Here is an 18,581-nt window from a genome sequence, read left to right on the forward strand (position 1 = left end):
CGCCGCCATGCCCGCCTTCCGCTACGAAGCCGCCGACGCCCTGGGCAAGACCGACCGCGGCGTCATCGAGGCCGACAGCCCGCGGCAGGCGCGCTCGCAACTGCGCGCGCGCGGGCTGACGCCGCTGACGGTCGATCCGCTCGCTGGTACTGGGCAGGCCCCGCGCAGCGGCAGCCAGCTTTTCACGCGCCGGCTTTCCACGCAGGAACAGGCACTGTTCACGCGCCAGCTCGCGAGCCTGATCGTCTCGGGCCTGCCGCTCGACGAAGCGCTCGGCGCGCTGGCTGACCAGGCCGAGCGGCCCTATGTCCACGAGCTGCTCGCCGGCATTCGCGCCGAGGTCATGGGTGGCAGCTCGCTGTCGGTGGCCCTGGCCCAGCATCCGCGCGATTTTCCCGATATCTACCGTGCACTGGTTTCCGCCGGCGAGCACTCCGGCCACCTCGGGCTGGTGCTCGAGCGGCTGGCCGGCTACATCGAATCGCGCAATGCGCTGACGTCCAAGATCCGGCTGGCCTTCACCTATCCGGCGATCGTCACGGTGGTGGCATTTGCGATCGTGATCTTCCTGCTGTCGTATGTGGTGCCGCAGGTGGTCAGCGTGTTCGCCAACACCAAGCAGAAGCTGCCGACGCTGACGATTGTCATGCTGGCGCTGTCGGATTTCGTGCGGAACTGGTGGTGGGCGGCGCTGGCGGTGATCGCCGTGATCGCCATGATCGTGCGCAGCCTGCTCAAGCAGCCGGCTGTTCGGCTGGAGTGGCACCGCTGGCTGCTGACGGCGCCGCTGATCGGCAAACTGACCCGCGGCTACAACACCGCGCGCTTCGCCGGCACGCTGGCGATTCTGGTGTCGGCTGGGGTGCCGATCCTGCGGAGCCTGCAGGCGGCTGGGGAGACGCTGACCAATGAAGCGCTACGGGCCAATGTCGAAGACGCGACTACACGCGTGCGGGAAGGCGCGTCGCTCGCGCGGGCGCTGGCCGCGCAGAACCAGTTTCCGCCCGTGCTGGTGCATTTGATTCGCTCTGGCGAGGCGACCGGGAATTTGCCGGTGATGCTCGATCGCGCGGCTCAGGGCGAGGCGCAGGAACTGGAGCGGCGGACGCTGTTTCTTACCAGTCTGCTGGAGCCGCTGTTGATCTTGACGATGGGTGTTGTGGTGCTGCTGATTGTCTTGGCGGTGTTGATGCCGATTATTGAGATCAATCAGCTGGTGAGATAGGGCTTTGGCGGGCTGGCATGCGCCAAGCGCCGCCAAAAGCATCCCAACGCCTCAACTCTTGACCTTCCTCCGCGTCTTCCTCACGGGTTTCGCCTCAGAGGCATCCGCCACCGGAGCCGCCTCAGAAAACCCTTCAAACGCCTCCTGCACCTGCGCCGTCAGCACCGTATCTCCGGGCGCAGCGAACACGGACTGATCGATCGGCCAGGGCTTCTCGCTAAGCGCCACGTCGGGCCGACGCGGCGCCCGCTTGCGAGCGGGTTTCTTCGCCGCCGGCGCGGGCGACTCTTCCGCGATGACATCGGCTGCCACCACCTCCGGAGCCTCAACTTCCGGCACTGGCGCAGGTTCAGGTACGGGTTCTGAAGCAACGGAAACCTCGACAGGCTCCCGAACCGGCTCCGGTTCCGGCGCAGCAACCGGTACGGCCGCGACCTCCGGCGGAACGACTGGCTGGCGGTTTTCCGGCTGCGGTGCAGGCGTCTGTGTCGGCTGCGCCTGCGGCTTCTCAGCCTGACGCTGGCCGCCAGCATGGCGCCCATCTCCTTCCTGCCCTTGCTTGCTGCGCTTCTTCAGCCGCACCCAGATGGTCTTGTTGTTGCCGCCATTGCGGGTTTCGACCTCGAACAGGCCGGTGGCAACCACAAGCTCCGAAAGCTTCCCATACCCATAGTTCCGCGAATCGAACTCCGGAGCCTGCTTGGCGATGTGATTGCCCATGCCGCCAAGCGTCGACCAGCCGTCATCGTCCGACACCGCCTGCGAGGCATTCTGCAGCAATCGCACCAGGCGGGAGTCCTGGCGCAGTTCGCCGCTACTGCGACGGCGCGTCGGCGTGGCAGCCTCGTCGACTTCGGCGTCAGCGCGCAGCACATCGGAGTAAATGAACTTGTCGCACGCCGTGACGAACGGCTTGGGCGTCTTGCGCTCGCCGAAGCCATAGACGATCAGCCCTTGCTCACGAATACGCGAGGCGAGGCGCGTAAAGTCACTGTCGCTCGACACGAGGCAGAAGCCATCGAAGCGTTCGGTGTACAGCAGATCCATCGCGTCGATGATCATCGCGCTGTCGGTGGCGTTCTTGCCGACGGTGTAGCGGAACTGCTGGATCGGCTGGATCGAGTGCGACAAGAGGCACTCCTTCCAGCCCGACAGATTGGGCTTGGTCCAGTCGCCATAGATGCGCTTGACGGCGGCGACGCCGTACTTGGCGACTTCGGCCAGCAGGCCTTCGATGATGGCGGGCGCCGCATTGTCGGCGTCGATCAGCACGGCCAGGGTCGCGGTGCCCTGGCGGGGGGAATTGGTCATGTTCGGTCCTGCTCGGAGGAGATTTCCGGCCATGTTGCCGGACGGAGGTTGCACCGGACCGGCGCGTGCCGGTCCTTGGCAGGGGCGCCTTGGGCCACATCGTAGTGCATGTGGGTGGCGCGTTGGATGCATCGCAGTGTACACGCGAAGCCCTGTCCATACGGGAACTCCTGTCGAGACAGGTGCGGTTCTTGCTGCATTGCAAGGTGCCGCGGATTTTTGAGCGGTGCTACCATCCGCGCAGAGACACCACCTGCCGAGGCCTTCACAAGAGGCTCAGGACGGTCGGCCCCATGAATGTAGTAGTCGGTGATCCCGACAACACACCCCATAGAGGAGCACTTATGAATGCCCCCCTGACCACTCCGGTCAGCGACGCCATCCGCCGCGCGCTCGCAAACGTTTCCCTCGACGACAAGTACACGCTTGAGCGTGGCCGCATCTACATCAGCGGCACGCAGGCGCTGGTACGCCTGCCGATGCTGCAGCAGGAACGCGACCACGCCGCCGGCCTTAACACGGCCGGCTTCATTTCCGGGTACCGCGGGTCGCCGCTCGGAGCGCTGGACCAGTCGCTGTGGAAAGCCAAGAAGCATCTCGCCGCGCACAATATCGTGTTCCAGGCCGGCCTGAACGAAGACCTCGCCGCAACGTCGGTCTGGGGTTCGCAGCAGGTCAATATGTACCCGGATGCGAAGTTCGATGGCGTGTTCGGCATGTGGTACGGCAAGGGGCCAGGTGTGGACCGCACCGGGGATGTGTTCAAGCATGCCAACTCGGCCGGCTCGTCGCGCCACGGCGGCGTGCTGGTGCTGGCGGGCGATGATCATTCCGCGAAGTCGTCGACGCTCGCGCACCAGTCGGAACACATCTTCAAGGCCTGCGGCCTGCCGGTGCTGTATCCGTCGAATGTGCAGGAGTATCTCGACTACGGCCTGCATGGCTGGGCGATGAGCCGCTACTCCGGCCTATGGGTGGCGATGAAGTGCGTCACGGACGTGGTCGAATCGTCGGCTTCGGTCGAACTCGATCCGCATCGCGTGCAGATCGTGCTTCCCGACGATTTCGTGCTGCCGGCGGGCGGCCTCAATATCCGCTGGCCCGATCCGCCGCTCGAACAGGAAGCGCGGCTGCTCGACTACAAATGGTACGCGGGCCTGGCTTATGTGCGCGCCAACAAGATCGACCGCATCGAGATCGATTCGCCGCATGCGCGCTTCGGCATCATGACCGGCGGCAAGGCTTATCTCGATACGCGCCAGGCGCTGGCCGACTTGGGCCTCGACGATGCCATGTGCGCGCAGATCGGTATCCGCCTGTACAAGGTCGGCTGCGTGTGGCCGCTCGAAGCGCATGGCGCGCGCGCCTTTGCCGAAGGCCTGCAGGAAATCCTGGTCGTCGAAGAAAAGCGCCAGATCATGGAGTACGCGCTCAAGGAAGAGTTGTACAACTGGCGTGACGACGTGCGCCCCAAGGTCTACGGCAAGTTCGACGAGAAGGACAATGCGGGCGGCGAATGGTCGATCCCGCAGAACAACTGGCTGCTGCCCGCGCACTACGAGCTGTCGCCGGCGATCATCGCCAAGGCCATCGCCACGCGGCTGGAAAAGTTCGACCTGCCGGTGGATGTGCGTGCGCGCATTGACGCGCGGCTTGCAATCATCGAGGCCAAGGAAAAAGCGCTGGCCACGCCGCGCGTGACTGCCGAGCGCAAGCCGTGGTTCTGCTCGGGCTGCCCGCACAATACGTCGACCAACGTGCCCGAGGGCTCGCGCGCGCTGGCGGGTATCGGCTGCCACTACATGACAGTGTGGATGGACCGTAATACCAGCACCTTCAGCCAGATGGGTGGCGAAGGCGTCGCGTGGATCGGCCAGGCACCGTTCGCGGGCGACAAGCATGTGTTTGCGAACCTCGGCGACGGCACTTACTTCCACTCGGGGTTGCTGGCGATCCGCGCGTCGATTGCTGCGGGTGTCAACATCACCTACAAGATCCTCTACAACGATGCGGTCGCCATGACCGGCGGCCAGCCCGTGGATGGCCAGCTCTCCGTACAGGACATCGCGTGGCAGGTCCACAGCGAAGGCGCAAAGAAGATCGTCATCGTCACGGACCAGCCCGAGAAGTACAACGGCGCGATCAAACTACCGGAGGGCATCACGGTCCACCATCGCGACCAGCTCGATACGATCCAGCGCGAGCTGCGCGAGGTTCCGGGTTGCACGATCCTCATCTACGACCAGACCTGCGCCACCGAAAAGCGCCGCCGCCGCAAGCGCGGCACGATGGAGGATCCGCAACGCCGTGCCTTCATCAATGACGCGGTGTGCGAAGGCTGCGGCGATTGCTCGGTCAAGTCGAACTGCCTGTCGGTCGAACCGCTCGAAACCGAATTCGGCACCAAGCGCCAGATCAACCAGTCGTCGTGCAACAAGGACTTCTCCTGCGTGAACGGCTTCTGCCCGAGCTTTGTCACGGCTGAAGGCGCGCAGGTGCGAAAGCCCGAGCAGCATGGCGTGGCGATGGACAGCCTGCCCGCACTGCCTGAGCCTGCACTGCCGGAGATCCGCCGCGCGTATGGCATCCTGGTGACCGGCGTGGGTGGCACCGGCGTCGTGACCATTGGTGGTCTGCTCGGCATGGCCGCGCACCTCGAAAACAAGGGCGTTACCGTGCTCGACATGGCGGGCCTCGCGCAGAAGGGCGGCGCGGTGCTGTCGCATGTGCAGCTCGCCACGCGGCCGGAAGACCTGCACGCCACGCGCATCGCGATGGGCGAAGCGGACCTGATCATCGGCTGCGATGCGATCGTGTCGGCCAACGACGAGGTCATCTCGAAGACGCAGTCGGGGCGCACGCGCGCGGTCGTCAACACCGCGCAAACGCCGACGGCCGAGTTCATCAAGAACCCGAAGTGGCAGTTCCCGGGCCTGTCGGCCGAGCAGGATATTCGCAACGCGGTTGGCGAACAGTGCGACTTCATCAACGCGAGTGGTCTCGCCGTCGCGCTGCTCGGCGATGCCATCTACACGAACCCGCTGGTGCTTGGCTACGCGTGGCAGAAGGGATGGATTCCGCTGACGCTGCAGGCGCTGGAACGTGCAATCGAGCTGAATGGCGTTGCGGTGGAAAAGAACAAGGCGGCGTTCGACTGGGGCCGCCATATGGCGCATGACCCGGAGCACGTGCTGTCGCTGACCGGCAAGCTGAAGAACACCGCCGAAGGCGCGGATGTGGTGAAGCTGCCGACGTCGTCGGGCGCGCTGCTTGAAAAGCTGATTGCCCGACGTGTCGAGCATCTGACGGCCTATCAGGACGCGGCCTATGCACGGAGTTATCGCGAAGCCATCGACCGCGTGCGCGCAGCCGAAAGCGCGCTGGCGGGAAGCGGCAAGCCGCTGCCGCTCACCGAAGCTGCCGCGCGCAACCTGTCCAAGCTGATGGCGTACAAGGACGAGTACGAAGTCGCGCGGCTGTACACCGATCCTGTTTTCCTCGACAAGCTGCGCGCGCAGTTCGAAGGCGAACCCGGCAAGGATTACCAGCTCAGCTTCTGGCTGGCACCGCCGACGACTGCAAAGCGCGACGACAAGGGACATCTCGTCAAGCGCAAGTTCGGGCCGTCGACGATGACGCTGTTCCGCGTGCTCGCGAAGATGAAGGGCCTGCGTGGCGGCATGCTCGATATCTTCGGCAAGACCGAGGAACGCCGCACGGAACGCGCGTTGATTGGCGAGTATCGGGCGTTGCTCGATACGCTGATCGCCGGATTGAATGCCGCGAACTACGACACCGCTGTGACGCTGGCCAATCTGCCGGACGATATCCGGGGTTTTGGCCATGTGAAGGAAAACAACCGGAAGGCGGTTCGAGTGCGTTGGGCGAAATTGCTGGAACAATTCCGGCATTCGGAGACGGCGCAGCGCGCGGCGTAAGCCGCCGGACTGGCAGCGCTTGCAGCGCTGCCAGTCGTCAACCCTACGCCTTCGCCAACTCCTTCTCCCCCGGCTTCACATACATCGAGTTCCGCGGTTGCGCCAACACGCGCCGCACCATCGGCTCGAAGAACGACAGCGGCAGCGTGTCATAGTCCGTCATGAACGCGGCCGCGTCATATTTCTGGCAAAACTCCGCGGTACGCTCGAACAGTTCAGGCTGGTCGCGGAATTGCTCGCGCAGGTTGCGGTCCAGGCCGAGGTGATGGAAGAAGTAGTAGCCCTGGAAGACGCCGTGCTTCTCGACCATCCACAGATTTTCTGCGCTGACGAACGGCTTCAGGATCGCTGCGGCGATATCGGGATGGTTGTAGCTGCCGAGCGTGTCGCCAATGTCATGCAGGAGCGCGCACACCACGTACTCCTCGTCGCGGCCATCGCGATGCGCGAGCGTCGCGGTCTGCAGCGAATGCGTGAGCCGGTCTACGGGAAAGCCGCCGCAGTCGCCTTCAAGCAAACGCAGGTGTGCGAGCACACGGTCAGGCAGCTGTTTTGCGAACGGCATGAATTCGGCGGAGATCGCGGCCCAGTCTTCGCGGGTGCCGTGCTCCATGTGGCTGAACGTGGCGTGTGCGGGTGCGTGGGTGTCACTCATGCTTGTCTCCTTGGCGGTGGGGCGCCTGTCGTTGTAGAGGCTGTGCCCGCATTGTGGCACCGACGCTGGCGACTACACTGTCAAATACTGAACAATGCACCGATTGGTGCAGCGCACCGCAAACCGATAACAAGGAGAAGCCATGACATACCAGGGCAGCTGTCATTGCGGGGCCATCGCCTTCGAGGTGGAGGCCGACAATATTCCTAGCGTGATCCGCTGCAACTGCTCGATCTGCCGCCGGCGCGGGCATCTGCTGTGGTTCGTGCCGCGGCTGCAGTTCAAGCTGACCACCCCCGAAGCGAATGCATCGACGTACCGCTTCAACACAATGAAGATTGCGCACCGCTTCTGCCCGGTCTGCGGATGCGGGCCGTATGCGGATGGGCAGGACAAGGACGGGCGGCCGATGGCGGCGGTCAATGTGCGCTGTCTCGACAACGTCGATCTCGATGCGCTGAAGATCATCGACTACGACGGTCTGCACCACTGAGCGCCATGTTCCGCATCTTAGGCATTGATCACCTCGTCCTGCGCACCGCCGATGTCGACCGGCTGCGGCGCTTCTACGTCGACGTCCTCGGCTGCAGCGTAGAGCGCGAGCAACCGGCGTTTGGCCTCACGCAACTGCGCGCGGGCAGCGGGCTCATCGACCTGGTCTCCCTCGACGGGCCGCTGGGCCGCGCTGGCGGCGCAGGTCCCGGCGCCGAGGGCCGCAACCTCGACCACTTCTGCCTGCGCATCGACCCGTTCGATGCCGACGCCGTGCGTGCCAGCCTGGCGCGCCACGGCGTGGAGGCGAGCGCGGTGGAGCAGCGCTTTGGCGCGGAGGGCAAAGGGCCGTCTCTGTATGTGAAAGATCCCGATGGCAATGTGGTCGAGCTCAAGGGGCCGGCCGAAAGTGCCTGAGGATCATCGCGGCACGCGCGGGCTCGCTACAATTTCCGCTTAGCCCGCTGCGCCGCCCCCAGGTGCCGGGCGCGCCATGACCCGAACAGACGCCACGCCCGACGCGGATTCCGCCACGCCCTCCGTTCCTACTGATACCGGCACTCCGGCCCCGCCACCACGCAGCCTGGTCTGGATGCTCGGACTGACCGAGACCATCTCCTGGGGCACGCTGTACTTTTCGTTCACCGTCTTCATCGAGCCGATGAGCCGCGCGCTCGGCTACACCAAGCCCTTCCTGGCCGGCGGCTTTTCGCTAGGCCTGCTGGTGTGGGCGATGTGCTCGTTCGCCGTGGGCCGGCTGTTGGACCGGTTGCCGGCGCGCAAGGTGATGGGCGCCGGTTCGCTGCTCGCCGGCGCTGGCCTGCTGCTGTGGGCGTGGTCGCCATCGCCAACGGTGTTCCTGCTGATGTGGGTGCCGCTGGGGCTGGCCATGGCCACCACGCTCTATGAGCCCGCTTTCGTCGTGCTGCGCCAGGCCTATGGCGATGGCTATCAGAAACCGATCGTCACGGTCACGCTGATGGCTGGCTTTGCGAGCACGATCTTCGTGCCGCTCGCGCAATGGCTGGTGTTGCATCTCGGCTGGCGGCAGACGCTGCTGGTCTTCGCCGCGCTGAACCTGCTGGTCTGCGTGCCGCTGCATGCGCGCCTGCGCTACGTGCTGCACGCGAGTTACGCCGCCGTCCAGCCGGCCTCGCCACTGCCCGCCAGCGATACAGGCAAGCATGGCATTGCGCGTGCCACGCTGCGCCTGCCCGTATTCTGGGCCGTGGTGCTGGCCTTCACCGCGACGAACATGGTGGCATCGCTGCTCGGCGCGCATTTGATCCCGATGCTGACCGAGAAGGGCCTGCCGCTGGGACAGCAGCTCGTGGTCGCCGCGCTGATCGGTCCGGCGCAGGTCGTGGGCCGCCTGCTCATGATGCGTGCCGCCGTCCGGCATCCGGTACGGCTGGCCGTGCCGGTCTACCTGCTGATGAGCGCGGGCCTGCTATGCATGGCGCTCGGCCATGGCGCCTGGCTCATGGTTGCGGCGCTGCTCTACGGCTGCGCCAATGGCGTCAACACCATGTTGCGCGCCATGGCCATGCCGGAACTGATCTCGCGCCATCACTACGCCACGCTCAACGGCCTGATGATGACGCCGGTGCTACTGATGCAGGCCGCCGCGCCATGGCTGGGCGCCCTGCTCTGGCGCTTCGCCGGCGGCTACTGGCTGATGCTGTGGACCATGGTGGCGCTGGCGCTGGCCGCGCTGCTGTCGTTCGCATTCGCGCTGCAGCGGCGCGGCCTGCTACGCGCCACCGGCTGACGCCGTCCCGGTCCCGCTTTACACGGCCATCACGGCAATGCGGGACAATGCTCGTTTTGCCACAGGCCACGCGCACGCCGCGCGGCCCGCAGTTCCCGCCATGTCCGAGTCGAGTCCCGGCACATCGTCGCCGCCCGCTTCCACCCTACCCGCTGACCGCGTAGCCCGCGCCACGCGGGGCACCATGGCGCTGTTCTTCGTCAACGGTGCCACCTTTGCGACGTGGGGCGTGCACATCCCAACCATCAAGGCGCGCTTCGGCCTGTCCGACGCCATGCTGTCGATCGCGATGCTGGCCGTGGCTGGCGGCGCCATTGCCGCGATGGGGCCGGTCGGGCGCTGGGTTGCGCGCGTGGGCAGCGCCCGTGCATCGATGGCCAGCGGCCTCGTCTACGCACTGGCGACGGTGGTGATCGTTGCCATGCCTGACTTCCGTCTGCTGCTGCTCGCGCTGCTGGCCTTCGGCATGGCGAATGCCGCATTCGACGTAGGCATGAACGCGCAGGCCGCAACGGTTGAAGCCAGCCGTACCCGGCCGGTGATGTCGGCGCTGCATGGCATGTTCAGCCTGGGCGGCATGGCTGGCGCGGCGTTCGGCGGGCTGATGCTGTCACTCGGCGTGCCGCCGCTGGTTCATGCGGCGATGATGGCGGGCCTGACCGCCGCGGTGGCCCTTGGCACGGCGCCCGGGCTGCTGGCGGACCACCCCGTGCTGCCGACCGCCAGCCACCACCGCGACCACGCGGTGCGCGCGCTGTGGCTGCTGGGGCTGCTGGCATTCCTCGGGCTGATCGGCGAAGGCGCGATGTACGACTGGTCCAGCGTCTATATGCGCGATGTGGCCATGGCGCCGGCAGGCTGGATCAGCTTTGGCTATGCGGCGTTCTCGGGCGGGATGGCCTGCGGGCGCTTCGGCGGCGACCGCCTGCGCGCGCGCTGGGGGGAAGCCGGCACGCTGGCCGCCAGCGCGTGGCTCGGCTTTGCCGGCATCGTGCTGGCGCTGGCCGTGCCCGTACCCATGGCTGCGCTGGCGGGATTCAGCCTGATGGGGCTGGGCGCGGCCAACATGGTGCCGATCTTCTTCGTAGCGGCATCAGGCCTGCCCGGCGTGGCGCCGGCGGAAGCCATCGCGCGCGTGGCGCGCTTCGCCTATCTCGGATTGCTGCTGGGCCCCGTGCTCATCGGCGGCGTGGCGCACCTGGCCAGCCTGCGTGTCGGCCTCGCCGTGGTGGCGCTGACCATGGGCTGGATCGCGCTGGCGGGCGCCCGCTCGGCACGGCGCTACCTGCCAGCGCGCAAGCGATAAGGGTCAGGCCGCTGCTCGTGCGGGCGGCTGGGCGCCGGCGGCGAGACCGTTGAACACGAAGGTATCCATGGCCAGCACGCCGTAAGTGACTTCGTCGGCGACCCGCTTCACCTCCGCCGGTGCCTGACCGGTTCCGGCATCGCGCGGACCGAGCGCGGCACCCAGCGCCACATAGAACGGCAGCAAGTGCTCGTCGGTCGGATGTGCGCGGCGCGCGTGCGGAGCCTGGGCGCGATAGTCGGCAATGCGGCTGGTGTCGCCGGTCGCCAGCGCCTCATCGAGCGCAGCGAGCATCCAGTTGCGGAACGCATCGACATACGGCTCGGTGGCCGGACCATGTTGGGCACGCCGGCCGCCGCCGAACACTTCCTGCAGGTTGTGCGTGAAGCTGCCCGAGGCAAGCACCAGCACACCCTCGTCACGTAGCGGCGCCAGCGCGCGGCCGATGTCGATCTGCGTCGCGGGCGACAGGTAGGGATTCAGCGCGAGCTGCACCACAGGAACGTCCGCATCCGGGAAGAAATGGCGCATCGGCATCCAGGCACCGTGGTCGAGCGGGCGCTCTTCGTCGAACCCGACAAAGCCGGCGCCCGGGACATGGGCCGCCTCGACCAGTTCCTTGACCCGCGCCGCAAGCTCGGGCGAGCCCGGCGCGTCATAGCGCAGCGCATAGAGCTCGCGCGGAAAGCCACCGAAGTCGTGCCACGCTTCCTGGCGCTCGCGCGTGCCGACCGCCAGCGTGCTGTAGATCCAGTGCGCCGACACTACGAGCACCGCGCGCGGCTTCTGCGCGCGCAGGCTGGCGCCAAGCGCGTCAAAAATGGCGCCGGTCGGGCCCGGGTCGATGGCCAGCATCGGCGAACCGTGCGAGATGTAGAGCGAGGGCAGCATGGCATCTCCTTCAAAGCATTTCGTGTCCTGAATGAAGTTTGACAAAGAAGTCGCCCCGCGGCGGACCGGATTTGCGGACACTTCGTGCAAAAAACTTGAATGGTGGGCAGGGCCGTCATCGTTAGGTGGCCCACACAGCGCATTGCTGCGCCCGCACTACGGTAGATGGAATGGCATACGATGCCTCTGGGAGCCTGTTCCGGCTCGCCGCGGTGCCATAGGCAAGCACCACGCGCTTCCCACAACGCATGGCCGCCGGCACGCGCCGGTGAGATGGAGACTTTCGTGGTACAGCGCTCCTCGCGCCGCCACAAGCGGCCCGCACCGATTCCTGCACACTGGTGGCGTGCTGGCGCCTACGCCAGCGCGCCTGCCGTGGCCCTGTGGATCGTCGCGCGAATGCCAGCCGCCCTCTTGACCATGATCTTCGGCACGCCCAGTGCAGCCTACTGGCTCAACCATGCTGGCGATACCGTGTTCGTGGCCGGCTGGCTGGCCAGCGCCGTGGTGCTTTGGATTGCGCGCCGGCACGCTGCGCGCCCGCCGGAAGCTGAACCAGACCCGGCACGGAACCCGCCTCGCCGCCATCACGTGGGATAGCGCGGGGCGCCGTGTGCAAGACTTACAACCGGTGATCTGAAAAGATTCGCGCGTGCGGCTGGCGCCTCTCCGGGCCACGGTATCCCTCGCTAGAATGCTTCACGGGTGCGGCGCACGGGGCTTGGCGCCGGGTTCGGAACCCTACGCGGCAACTCGAATGTGCGCATTTCAGCAATTTCGCAGGGCCGCGATGGCCTTGCCAGCCTGTCTGGTCATATCGGGTTCGCTCTGGCTCTTGCCGGGGCAGGTACACGCGCAGGCGCAGGGACAAAGGTTTCAAGTCATCGGTACGAACGTGCAGAAGCATGCCAACGGCGTGCTGACGCTGATGTCCTATTCGGTCGTACCGGACCTGGCCTCGAGTTCGCTGTCCATCAACAACGCGGCGACGGAGGACCCCGGCGTCTTCATGTGGCAACTCGGCGGCGGCTTCACCATCAGCAAGTCCTTCCCGCTTTACCTGGAAGGTGCGCTCGCCTACAGCCGCTACGACCCGACCTTCGTTGCCAGCGACGGCACCCAATCGCGCGCCTTGCCCGTCAGGTGGAACACGTTCTCCGGCACCGTCGGCATCGGCTGGGATTTCCCGCTCACCGAGAATAAGGAACTGGTGTTCCGGCCGATTTTCAACGCCTCGCTCGGCAATGTCTCCAGCGACCTCAGGATCGGTGAGGCCGTGATCGAGCGCAACACCGACCGCTCGATCGACTTCCTGGAACATGGCTCGCTCAACGCCTACGGCCTCGGCGGCTCCGTCATGCTCGACTGGGAGCATTACCGCGAGACGCACGAGATCGACCTCGAACTGCGCTACACCAATATCCACCTGCAGAGCTTCGGAGGCTCGTCCAGCGGCGTCACGGGCACGGCCACCGCGCAGACCGCCAACCTCTATGCGCGATGGCGAGCGCCGACCGGCATGCGTGCGCTGGACCGGCCCGTCCGCTATGTGCTCGAACTCTCGCATTCACACTACCTTGGCAGCCAGGCCGGGGTGCTCGGCTTCAACTACCTGACCACGCTGGGCACGGGGCTGGAACTCGACACCAGCGCCCACGAGGTCTTCGTCACGCGGATCCGCGCGGTGGTGCGGTATGTGTTCGGCAACAACGTTTCCGGGGTTTCGCTGGGACTCGCGGCCAGTTTCTGAAACGTTCGGGCATGTGATCCGCATGTCCGATTCCGGCCTTCCGCAAACCGCGCGCCCGGTGCATGATCACCGGCGGACGCCGGTGCCACGCAAGTATGGCCGGCCATCACCAACCCGGGCCATGGAAAGGCACGCATGACACGAAAACAGGAAGCCGCCGCCGAACGCGTGCGCTGCGGCTGGTGCGGCACGCTGGAAGACTATTGCCACTACCACGATAACGAATGGGGCTTTCCGGTCGACGACGACCGGCGCCTGTTCGAGAAACTCTGCCTCGAAGGCTTCCAGGCCGGCCTGAGCTGGCTGACCATCCTGCGCAAGCGCGAGGCCTTCCGCAAGGCGTTCGCGAACTTTGACATCGAGAAGGTCGCTCGCTTTGGCGAGCGCGACATCCAGCGCCTGCTGGCCGATGCCGGCATCGTGCGCCACCGCGGCAAGATCGAGGCGGCTATCAACAATGCGCAGCGCGCTGCCGAGTTGCTGGAAACGGAGTCGTCGCTGGCGGCCTACTTCTGGCGCTACGAGCCCGACCCGGCGAGCCGGCCCACGGTACTGACGCCCGAGGTACTGCGGACCATGGCGACGTCGGCGGAATCGGCGGCGCTGTCCAAGGACTTGAAGAAGCGCGGCTGGCGCTTCGTCGGACCGACCACGATGTACGCGCTGATGCAGGCGATGGGCCTCGTCAACGACCACCAGGACGGCTGCTGGACCCGGACCGAAGCACTGCGCGCGCGCAAGGCGTTCAAGGTGCCGCGCTAGGCGGCGCGCTCAAGGCAGGCAGAACGTCACCGACGGCACGTCGTCCACTGTCACACGCGCGGGCAGCGTGTACACGCGTTCCATGTTCTGCGGCGTCAGCACATCGACCGGCGTGCCGTGGGCAATCGTGCGCCCGTTCGACAGCAGCAGCAGGCGATCGCACCACCGCGCGGCCAGGTTGACGTCGTGGAGCACGACGAACACCGCCAAATCCTCTTCGCGGCTCAAGGCCCGGACAGCGTGCAGCAACAAGAGCTGGTGGCGCGGGTCCAGGCTGGAAATCGGTTCATCGAGAAACAGCATCCGATACTGGCCCGGCGAACGCGCGGCAAGCACCTGTACCAGCGCGCGCGCCATCAGCGCCGCCTCGTCATCGGGACTCAGCTCGGGAAACGGATAGGCGCCCATCGCGATCACTTCGCGCACGGACAGGTCGAAGCCGAGCGATGCCGACTGCGGCAGCACCGCTCGGCGGCGTGAAAGCGCAGCGGGTTTCCACTCGCGCAGCGGGCGCGTATCAAGCGTGACGGCGCCGCCGCTGGCCTCGAGCTCGCCGGCGAGCACCGCGAGCAGCGTGGTCTTGCCGGCGCCGTTGGCGCCCAGTACGCCGAGCACTTCGCCAGCATGAAGATCGAGATCAATGCCGTCGAGTACCCGGCGCGTGCCGCGATGGCAAGTCAGTCCGCGTGTAGAAAGCATCTCAACTCCCTCTGCGTGCCAGCATCCACAGCAGGAACGGCCCGCCGACGAGGCTCGTGACGATGCCGATCGGCAGTTCCGCGGGAATCACGACAACACGCGCGAGCCAGTCGGCCAGCGTCAGTGCGATGGCACCGCCCACCAGCGTATTCGGCAGCAGCCAGCGGTGATCGGCGCCGAGCGGCAGCCGGATCAGGTGCGGCACGACCAGCCCGACAAAGCCGCTGGTCCCCGTCACCGCGACCAGCGGCCCCACCAGCAGCGCGGTCAGCACGACCAGGCGGCGAGAGGTATACGGTCGTGGCACAACGGGCGGGATAGACATCAAGCGTTCGACAGCAACGATCCCTGATGTCTTTTCTTAAAACTGTTTACGTATACATAAATAGTAGTAGTAGGTAAACCTCGCCTTCGGCCGTGGATAACAACCTTTTTCCCTTTAGGATCAGCTGGTTGCAAGAAAGACAACCCGTGTGCGGGAGGGCGGTTGCACCTGAATATCCGGGAGCGGACGTATACGTCGGCGAAACAAGGTAAACGTTGTACGTATACGCCCCACAGTGCACCCCCAGGCGGATCACAGCCTTCCCATGCAGTTATCCCCAGGGCAGGGCGAAGATATCCACAGGCCCTCAGCTACGGGCTTCCTTTGGAGGGGCGTATACGGGATCGACGTGTGTCATCACGCTCAGCACGTGGTGGCGGTCCACCGTGCGTTGATGTGCTTCCGCTGCGATCGCGTGGCCTTCCGCCACGGTCAGGTTGGCGTTGATCTCGAGATGCACGTCGACCAGCACCTGGTCGCCCATCTTGCGCGTGCGCAGGTCGTGCACGCCGAGTACGCCCGGGGTTTCGAGCATGGTCTGCCGGATCGCGCCCACGGTCTCGGTGTCGGCGGCGCGGTCCATCAGGTCGTTGAGCGCATCCCAGCCAAACTTGCAGCCCATGCGCGACACCATCAGGCCCACTACGATTGCGGCGACCGGATCCAGCACGTGATAGCCAAGCAGGTTGCCGCCGACGCCAAACGCCACCACCAGCGAAGATGCGGCGTCCGAGCGCGCGTGCCACGCATTGGCCACCAGCATGCCGGAGCGCACGCGCTTGGCGACGGCCAGCATGTAGCGAAACAGCAGTTCCTTGGACAGCAACGCCACCACGGCAACCCACAGCGCGATCGGCTTGACCGCCTGCGCGCCCTGCGGATGCTGGATCTTGCCGACCGCCGCCCATAGCATGCCGACGCCCACCGCGAGCAGCAAGCAGCCGAGCAGCAGCGACGCGGCGGTTTCGTAACGGCGATGGCCGTACTGGTGATCGGCATCCGGGCCCTTGCGGCCGTGATGTCCGGCCAGCAGCACCACGAAGTCGGACAGGAGGTCCGACAGTGAATGCAGCGCGTCCGCCAGCAGCGCCTGCGAGCCTGCCCATAAACCCGCCACGGCCTGGGCCACGCTCAGGCCGATATTGACGGCGACACTGACCAGCGTGCTGCGCCGGCCAGCAAGGTAATCGGCGTGCGCGTCGGCGCCCGGGCCGGAAGGAATGTCCTGGATAGGCATCGTACTCAGCGCTCCACGGCGTCGACCAAATTGGCGCGCACGCGCTGCAGCAGTGCAATCAGTTGCTCTTGCTCCTGCGGCGTAAAGCCTCGCAGGGCCTCAGCGGCAATCTCGTCGCCGACGAGCCGCGCCTGCCCCAGCGCTTTGCGTGCCTTTGCGGTCATCTGCACCAGCCGTTCGCGGCGATCGTCCGGATTGAGGCGGCGTACGATCCACCCGCCCTCTTCCATACGGTCAAGCAACCGGCCAGCAGAGATCGGTGCCACCTCGAGGATGTCGGCCAGGCTGGCCTGATTGATCTCGCCATGGTGGCCGAGATAGGCGAGCGCACGGCACTGCGCGCGCGTGAGATCGAGCTTGGACTTCGCCAGGGCGTCGAACCGCTTGCCGCACAAGCGGCCAACGTCGGTCACCAGGAAGCCAAGGCGTTTTTCGGATTCCGATTCCATCGCGCGACTATAGCTGAAGAACTACGACAGTGAAGAGGTCGGCACACCGGGATGACGCGCCCTGTCACACCACCCCACCCGGCCATATAATAAGCACGCTTATCAATAAACGGCCCCCGCGCGCTTCATGTCCTCTCTAGCCAAGCCGGCCGGCGCCGACACGCCGCTGAACCGGCCCATGATCACTGTCTCGATCATGCTGGCAACGCTGATCCAGACGCTGGACAGCACCATTGCCAACGTCGCGCTGCCGCACATGCAGGGCACGCTCTCCGCATCGCAGGACGAGATCACGTGGGTGCTGACGTCCTACATCGTCGCCGCGGCCATCGCCACGCCACTGACGGGCTGGTTGTCCGACCGGCTCGGCGTGAAGCGGCTGTTGCTGATCGCCATCGGTGGCTTCACAGTGGCATCGGCCTTCTGCGGGCTGGCCGAGACGCTGCCGCAAATGGTCGCCGCGCGCCTGCTGCAAGGCATCTTCGGCGCATCGCTGGTGCCGCTGTCGCAGTCGATCCTGCTCGACATCAACCCGCCGTCGCGCCAGGGACAGGCCATGGCGGTGTGGGGCATGGGCGTGATGGTTGGTCCAATCCTCGGGCCGACACTGGGCGGATGGCTGACCGACAGCTACAACTGGCGCTGGGTGTTCTTCATCAACGTGCCGATCGGTGCGTTTGCCATGTTCGGTGTCATGTCGTTCCTGCCCGCCAGGGCGCCGCGAAGGGAGATCAAGTTCGATGCGTTCGGCTTTGCCACGCTGAGCCTGGCCATCGGTGCGCTGCAGGCCATGCTCGACCGCGGCGAGCAGCTCGACTGGTTCAGCTCGCTGGAAATCCGCATCGAAGCGCTGCTCGCGGTGATCAGCTTTGCCTATTTCATCGTGCACACGGCGACGGCAGGCGCGAAGTCGTTCTTCCGGTTCGAACTGCTGAAGGACCGCAACTTCGCCACGGGCACGTGTTTCATCTTCGTCATCGGGGCGGTCATGTACGCCACGCGTGCACTGCTGCCGCCGATGCTGCAAGGGCTGATGCAGTATCCCGTGGCGACCACTGGTCTTGTCACCGCGCCGAGCGGCGCCGGCACCATGGTGGCGATGCTGCTCGCCGGCCGTTTGCTGCGCCGCATCGATGCGCGGCTGCTGCTACTGTCGGGCTTCCTGATCTCGGCGTTCGCGCTGTGGCAGATGATGCACTACACCATCGTGCTGTCGATGTCCGATATCGTCTGGCCCGGCGTGATCCAGGGCTTCGGTCTGGGGCTCGTGTTTGTGCCACTGAGCGCGCTGACGTTCTCCACGCTGAGGCCGGATCTGCGCGCCGATGGCACCGCGACCTACAGCCTGGTGCGCAATATCGGCAGCAGCATCGGCATCTCGGTCATCCAGGCGCTGATGACACGCAACACGCAAGTCGCGCACGCCGACCTGGCCGCGCATGTCAGCGTCTACAACCCGAACCTGCAATCGATGATCGCAAACGGCTCGCGCACCGACCTGATGGCGCTGAACCATGCCATCACCCAGCAGGCGTCGATGATCGCCTACCTCAACGACTTCAAGGCGATGTTCATCGCCACGCTGCTGGTCGTACCGCTGATCCTGCTCGTGCGGCCTGTCAGGCAAGCGCCGACAGACCTGGCCCATGCTGCGATGGATTGACGATGGACCGAGAAGGGGCCGTTGTATGCGCGAGACGACACAGGTGTATGGAGACGTAACAGCACTGGCGAACTTGCTGTGACGTACTACGGTACAAATTGGGCGTC

The 18,581-nt window shown here is 65.7% G+C and carries 16 protein-coding genes and 1 pseudogene; 10 read left to right on the forward strand and 7 right to left on the reverse strand.

Annotated features, from left to right (window positions below; genetic code table 11):
- Positions 1-7 precede the first annotated feature (7 nt).
- A complete protein-coding gene (gspF, locus tag ACIGJG_RS16620) occupies positions 8-1,225 on the forward strand; it encodes a type II secretion system inner membrane protein GspF (protein WP_011299360.1) in 1,218 nt (405 codons plus the stop codon).
- 51 nt (positions 1,226-1,276) lie between these two features.
- Here gspF and ACIGJG_RS16625 read toward each other — a convergent pair whose 3' ends face one another.
- Positions 1,277-2,536 carry an NYN domain-containing protein gene (locus ACIGJG_RS16625; protein WP_011299361.1) on the reverse strand — a complete coding sequence of 420 codons (1,260 nt, stop codon included), beginning with the start codon at positions 2,534-2,536 and terminating at the stop codon, positions 1,277-1,279.
- A 344-nt stretch (positions 2,537-2,880) separates the two neighbouring features.
- Here ACIGJG_RS16625 and ACIGJG_RS16630 point away from each other — a divergent pair, with 344 nt between their 5' ends.
- Positions 2,881-6,474 carry an indolepyruvate ferredoxin oxidoreductase family protein gene (locus ACIGJG_RS16630; RefSeq protein WP_483672550.1) on the forward strand — a complete coding sequence of 1,198 codons (3,594 nt, stop codon included), beginning with the start codon at positions 2,881-2,883 and terminating at the stop codon, positions 6,472-6,474.
- 43 nt (positions 6,475-6,517) lie between these two features.
- Here ACIGJG_RS16630 and ACIGJG_RS16635 read toward each other — a convergent pair whose 3' ends face one another.
- Positions 6,518-7,129: an HD domain-containing protein gene (locus ACIGJG_RS16635; protein WP_011299363.1), complete on the reverse strand. Its 612-nt coding sequence runs from the start codon at positions 7,127-7,129 to the stop codon at positions 6,518-6,520.
- A gap of 142 nt (positions 7,130-7,271) precedes the next feature.
- Here ACIGJG_RS16635 and ACIGJG_RS16640 point away from each other — a divergent pair, with 142 nt between their 5' ends.
- From ACIGJG_RS16640 to ACIGJG_RS16655, 4 genes are all read left to right on the forward strand, one after another.
- Positions 7,272-7,622, forward strand: coding sequence for a GFA family protein (locus ACIGJG_RS16640; RefSeq protein WP_041679733.1), 351 nt, complete (start codon positions 7,272-7,274; stop codon positions 7,620-7,622).
- Positions 7,623-7,627: 5 nt separating this feature from the next.
- Complete coding sequence (locus ACIGJG_RS16645) at positions 7,628-8,038, forward strand: VOC family protein (RefSeq protein ID WP_140949198.1); 411 nt, start codon at positions 7,628-7,630, stop codon at positions 8,036-8,038.
- Positions 8,039-8,114: 76 nt separating this feature from the next.
- The gene (locus tag ACIGJG_RS16650) at positions 8,115-9,392 is read left to right on the forward strand and encodes an MFS transporter (RefSeq protein ID WP_181184369.1); all 1,278 of its coding nucleotides are present in this window, start codon (positions 8,115-8,117) and stop codon (positions 9,390-9,392) included.
- Positions 9,393-9,492: 100 nt separating this feature from the next.
- On the forward strand, positions 9,493-10,698 hold the full coding sequence (locus tag ACIGJG_RS16655; protein ID WP_084791920.1) for an MFS transporter: 1,206 nt from the start codon (positions 9,493-9,495) through the stop codon (positions 10,696-10,698).
- A 3-nt stretch (positions 10,699-10,701) separates the two neighbouring features.
- Here the strand turns inward: ACIGJG_RS16655 and ACIGJG_RS16660 are convergent, their stop codons facing one another.
- Positions 10,702-11,589: a DODA-type extradiol aromatic ring-opening family dioxygenase gene (locus ACIGJG_RS16660; RefSeq protein ID WP_011299368.1), complete on the reverse strand. Its 888-nt coding sequence runs from the start codon at positions 11,587-11,589 to the stop codon at positions 10,702-10,704.
- A 285-nt stretch (positions 11,590-11,874) separates the two neighbouring features.
- Between ACIGJG_RS16660 and ACIGJG_RS16665 the strand changes: the two genes are divergently transcribed.
- From ACIGJG_RS16665 to ACIGJG_RS16675, 3 genes are all read left to right on the forward strand, one after another.
- A complete protein-coding gene (locus ACIGJG_RS16665; protein WP_140949197.1) occupies positions 11,875-12,189 on the forward strand; it encodes a hypothetical protein in 315 nt (104 codons plus the stop codon).
- Positions 12,190-12,379: 190 nt separating this feature from the next.
- Complete coding sequence (locus tag ACIGJG_RS16670; RefSeq protein WP_011299370.1) at positions 12,380-13,339, forward strand: hypothetical protein; 960 nt, start codon at positions 12,380-12,382, stop codon at positions 13,337-13,339.
- A 135-nt stretch (positions 13,340-13,474) separates the two neighbouring features.
- Positions 13,475-14,101, forward strand: a complete 627-nt coding sequence (locus ACIGJG_RS16675; RefSeq protein ID WP_011299371.1) for a DNA-3-methyladenine glycosylase I — start codon at positions 13,475-13,477, stop codon at positions 14,099-14,101.
- Between the two features lie 9 nt (positions 14,102-14,110).
- Here ACIGJG_RS16675 and ACIGJG_RS16680 read toward each other — a convergent pair whose 3' ends face one another.
- From ACIGJG_RS16680 to ACIGJG_RS16695, 4 genes and pseudogenes are all read right to left on the reverse strand, one after another.
- On the reverse strand, positions 14,111-14,800 hold the full coding sequence (locus ACIGJG_RS16680) for an ATP-binding cassette domain-containing protein (RefSeq protein ID WP_220631109.1): 690 nt from the start codon (positions 14,798-14,800) through the stop codon (positions 14,111-14,113).
- Position 14,801: 1 nt separating this feature from the next.
- Positions 14,802-15,086 (reverse strand): annotated as a pseudogene (locus tag ACIGJG_RS16685) (iron chelate uptake ABC transporter family permease subunit); the annotation flags it as partial.
- 346 nt (positions 15,087-15,432) lie between these two features.
- A complete protein-coding gene (locus ACIGJG_RS16690; RefSeq protein WP_011299373.1) occupies positions 15,433-16,362 on the reverse strand; it encodes a cation diffusion facilitator family transporter in 930 nt (309 codons plus the stop codon).
- Between the two features lie 5 nt (positions 16,363-16,367).
- Positions 16,368-16,811: a MarR family winged helix-turn-helix transcriptional regulator gene (locus ACIGJG_RS16695; protein WP_011299374.1), complete on the reverse strand. Its 444-nt coding sequence runs from the start codon at positions 16,809-16,811 to the stop codon at positions 16,368-16,370.
- Positions 16,812-16,938: 127 nt separating this feature from the next.
- Here ACIGJG_RS16695 and ACIGJG_RS16700 point away from each other — a divergent pair, with 127 nt between their 5' ends.
- Positions 16,939-18,474 (forward strand): DHA2 family efflux MFS transporter permease subunit, encoded by a 1,536-nt coding sequence (locus ACIGJG_RS16700; RefSeq protein WP_220631110.1) that lies wholly within the window; start codon positions 16,939-16,941, stop codon positions 18,472-18,474.
- Positions 18,475-18,581: the final 107 nt, after the last annotated feature.

It is taken from the genome of Cupriavidus sp. C1SS-2L (assembly GCF_057073735.1).